The organism is Streptomyces sp. McG3 (genome assembly GCF_018619185.1).
GTDB lineage: Bacteria > Actinomycetota > Actinomycetes > Streptomycetales > Streptomycetaceae > Streptomyces.
Genome location: NZ_JAAXYC010000522.1, coordinates 1 through 2910 on the forward strand (window position 1 = coordinate 1; position 2910 = coordinate 2910).

A 2910-nucleotide genomic window follows, 5' to 3' on the forward strand; every position below is an offset into this window, starting at 1 on the left:
CCCCGGACCCGCCTGTCAGTTCCGCCCCCAGGAACACCGCGCCCAGGCCCGCCAGCAGCGATGCCAGGACATTGGCCGCGGCCAGGAAGGCCCGGCCCGTCTCGGCCAGGCGGAGGGTCTCGTACGAGAACGTCGAGTACGTCGTCAGCGCCCCGCACAGGCCCGTCGCCAACAGGGCGTGCGCCGGGGAGGACACCGCGGCGCCGGTCAGCAGCCCGAGCAGCAGGCTGCCCGCCGTGTTCACGGTGAAGGTGCCCCACGGGAAGACGTACGGGACGCCCCGCCCCTGATGCGCCTGCACCGCACGGTCCGTCAGATAGCGCAGCGGCGCGCCCACCGCCCCGCCGATCGCCACCAGCAGCCAGTTCACGCGGCCCGCCCCTCGCCCCGGGAGTCACGGGAGCCCCGGGAACCACGGGAGCCCCGGTCCAGCCAGGTCCTCGTCCCCGCGGCCGCCGCCCACACCGCCCCGAGCGCGGCCACCGCCGTCGCCGCCGCGTACGCCAGGGCGGTCAGGGCCTCCTGACGCACGAGAAGGTCCGAGACGCCGGCCGCGTACGTCGAGAAGGTCGTGAAGCCGCCGAGCACGCCGACGCCGAGGAAGGGCCGCACCAGGGGGTGGGTCACCCGGCCCCGCTCGACGGTCAGCACCATCAGCACGCCGATCAGGGCGCAGCCGCTCACATTGACGGCGAACACCGTCCACGGGAAGCCGGCCGCGCCGGGCCACAACACCAGGGCCCCGTAGCGGGCGAGCGCGCCGAGCGCGCCGCCGGCCGCGACCGCCGCCAGCACCCGGCCCTGCGGGGCGGCGGGCGGACCGGGCTCCGGCAGCTCCTCCGGGGCCTGCTCGCTCACCCGTAGCCCAGGGCGTGCAGCCGCTCGTCGTCGATGCCGAAGTGGTGGGCGATCTCGTGGACCACGGTGATCTCGGTCTCCGCGACGACGTCCTCGTGCGACTCGCACATCCGCAGCGTCGGCCCCCGGTAGATGGTGATCCGGTCCGGCAGCACCCCGGCGTACCACTCGCCCCGGTCGGTGAGGGGGGTGCCCTCGTAGAGCCCGAGCAGATCGGGGTCGCCGGGCTCCGGTTCGTCCTCGACGAACACCGCCACGTTGTCCATCAGCCTCGTCAGCTCCGGCGGAATACGGTCCAGAGCCTGGCTCACCAGCTCCTCGAACTGTTCGCGCGTCATCTCCAGCACCCGGCCATTGTCCCGTACGGGGGCGGGGTGCGGGCAGATGGCGGCCGTCCCGGACTCATGAACGGGCGGGCCGCCCGGCATGGCGGAGGTCGTACCGGGGCATACGGGCCCAATGGTCCGCGTCCCGTTCCGTGCCGCAGCCGACCGCGTCCGGCACCGCCTCAGCCAGCTCGCCGGCCCGAAGTCCCGGGGCCGCGACACCGCCGACACCCGGCCCCGAACGCCCGTCCGCACCGGCGCGGCGGCCTCCGGCGACCTGACGGGCCCCGCCCGCCGCCCGTACCTCCGCGCCCTCGGCATGTTCGCCGTCGTCGTGCTGGGGGCCTGGCTGGGACTGCTCGCCGTGGGCTCCATCCGTACTCCGGTCGGCCCCATGGACACCAACATGACGCTGCGCCCCTCCCTGACCGGCGGCAGCAAGATCAACGTGTCCCCGCTCGGCGCCCTGGAGCTGGACTCGCACAGCGCGCCGCTCCGGCTCGACGTGGACGTGGACCGCCTGGACCCCGAACGCTCCCAGGCCCTGGTCGACCGGCCGGAACGGTTCTCCAGCCTCCAGGACGAGGTCACCCGGGACGTGGCCGCCGGCACCCGGGAACTGGCCGTGCGCTCCTGCGTCGCCGTCGTCTCCGGCGCGACCGCGCTCGGCCTCGTCGTCTACCGCCGCCCCCGCCGCGCCCTGGCCGCCGGCGGGCTCGCCCTCACCCTGCTGGCCGCGTCCGGCGTCAGCGCGTACGCCACCTGGAACCCGAAGTCCGTCCTGGAGCCGAAGTTCTCCGGGCTGCTCTCCAGCGCCCCGTCCCTGGTCGGCGACGCCCGCTCCATCGTCACCGAGTTCGACATCTACCAGCAGGAACTGGCCCGCCTGGTCACCAACGTCACCAAGCTGTACGACGCGACCTCCACGCTCCCCGTCTACCAGCCCGACCCCGGCACGATCCGGGTCCTGCACGTCTCCGACATCCATCTCAACCCGGCGGCCTGGCACATCATCGCCTCGCTCGTGGAGCAGTACGAGATCGACGTCATCGTCGACTCGGGCGACACGATGGACCACGGCTCCGCCCCCGAGAACGGCTTCCTGGACCCGATCCGCGACCTCGGCGCGCCCTACGTCTGGGTGCGCGGCAACCACGACTCGCCCATCACGCAGGCCTATCTGAAGAAGTTCAAGAACGTGAGCGTCCTCGACGACGGCAGCGCGGTGAACGTCGGCGGGCTGCGGATCGCGGGCACCGGCGACGCCTCCTTCACCCCGGACCGGACCGCCCCGGTCGGCGGCAAGGAGGCCGCGCGGCTCGAAGGCGCCCGGCTGGCCTCCGCGCTGCGCGACCAGGAACGCGCGGGCACCCCGGCCGACATCGCCGTCGCCCACGACCCGAACACCGCCCGGGAGACCGACGGCACGGTCCCGCTGGTGCTGTCGGGCCACCTCCACCGCCGGATCAACGAGCAGCTGAAGCTCGGCACGCGGCTGAAGGTCGAGGGCTCCACGGGCGGCGGCGGGCTGCGCGCCGTGCAGAACGAAAAGCCGGAGAAGGTGCACGCGTCGGTGCTCTACATGGACCGCTCGACCCGTCGGCTCCAGGCCTGGGACGAGATCACGCTGGGCGGTCTCGGACTGACGACCGCCGAGGTCAGCCGCCATCTTCCGGAGGAGAACCTGAAGAAGGGCGCCCCGGTCTCCCCCACCCCGTCGCCGTCC

Annotated in this window: 4 protein-coding genes; 1 reads left to right on the forward strand and 3 read right to left on the reverse strand. The window is 73.7% G+C overall.

Annotated features, from left to right (window positions below):
• The 3 genes from crcB to HET64_RS38000 all read right to left on the reverse strand — a co-directional run.
• Positions 1–370 (reverse strand): fluoride efflux transporter CrcB (gene crcB, locus HET64_RS37990; protein ID WP_215111779.1); only part of this gene is annotated, 370 nt, incomplete at its 3' end.
• Entirely contained in the window at positions 367–858 is a 492-nt protein-coding gene (locus HET64_RS37995) for a CrcB family protein (RefSeq protein ID WP_215111780.1), read from the reverse strand. The genes HET64_RS37995 and crcB, both read right to left, overlap by 4 nt.
• Positions 855–1205 (reverse strand): metallopeptidase family protein, encoded by a 351-nt coding sequence (locus HET64_RS38000; protein ID WP_215111782.1) that lies wholly within the window; start codon positions 1203–1205, stop codon positions 855–857. The genes HET64_RS37995 and HET64_RS38000 overlap by 4 nt, the downstream gene beginning before the upstream one ends.
• A 112-nt stretch (positions 1206–1317) precedes the next feature.
• On the opposite strand from HET64_RS38000, the gene HET64_RS38005 reads away from it, so the two are divergent.
• Positions 1318–2910: metallophosphoesterase (locus tag HET64_RS38005; RefSeq protein ID WP_215111781.1), on the forward strand; the 1593-nt coding region annotated here is incomplete at its 3' end.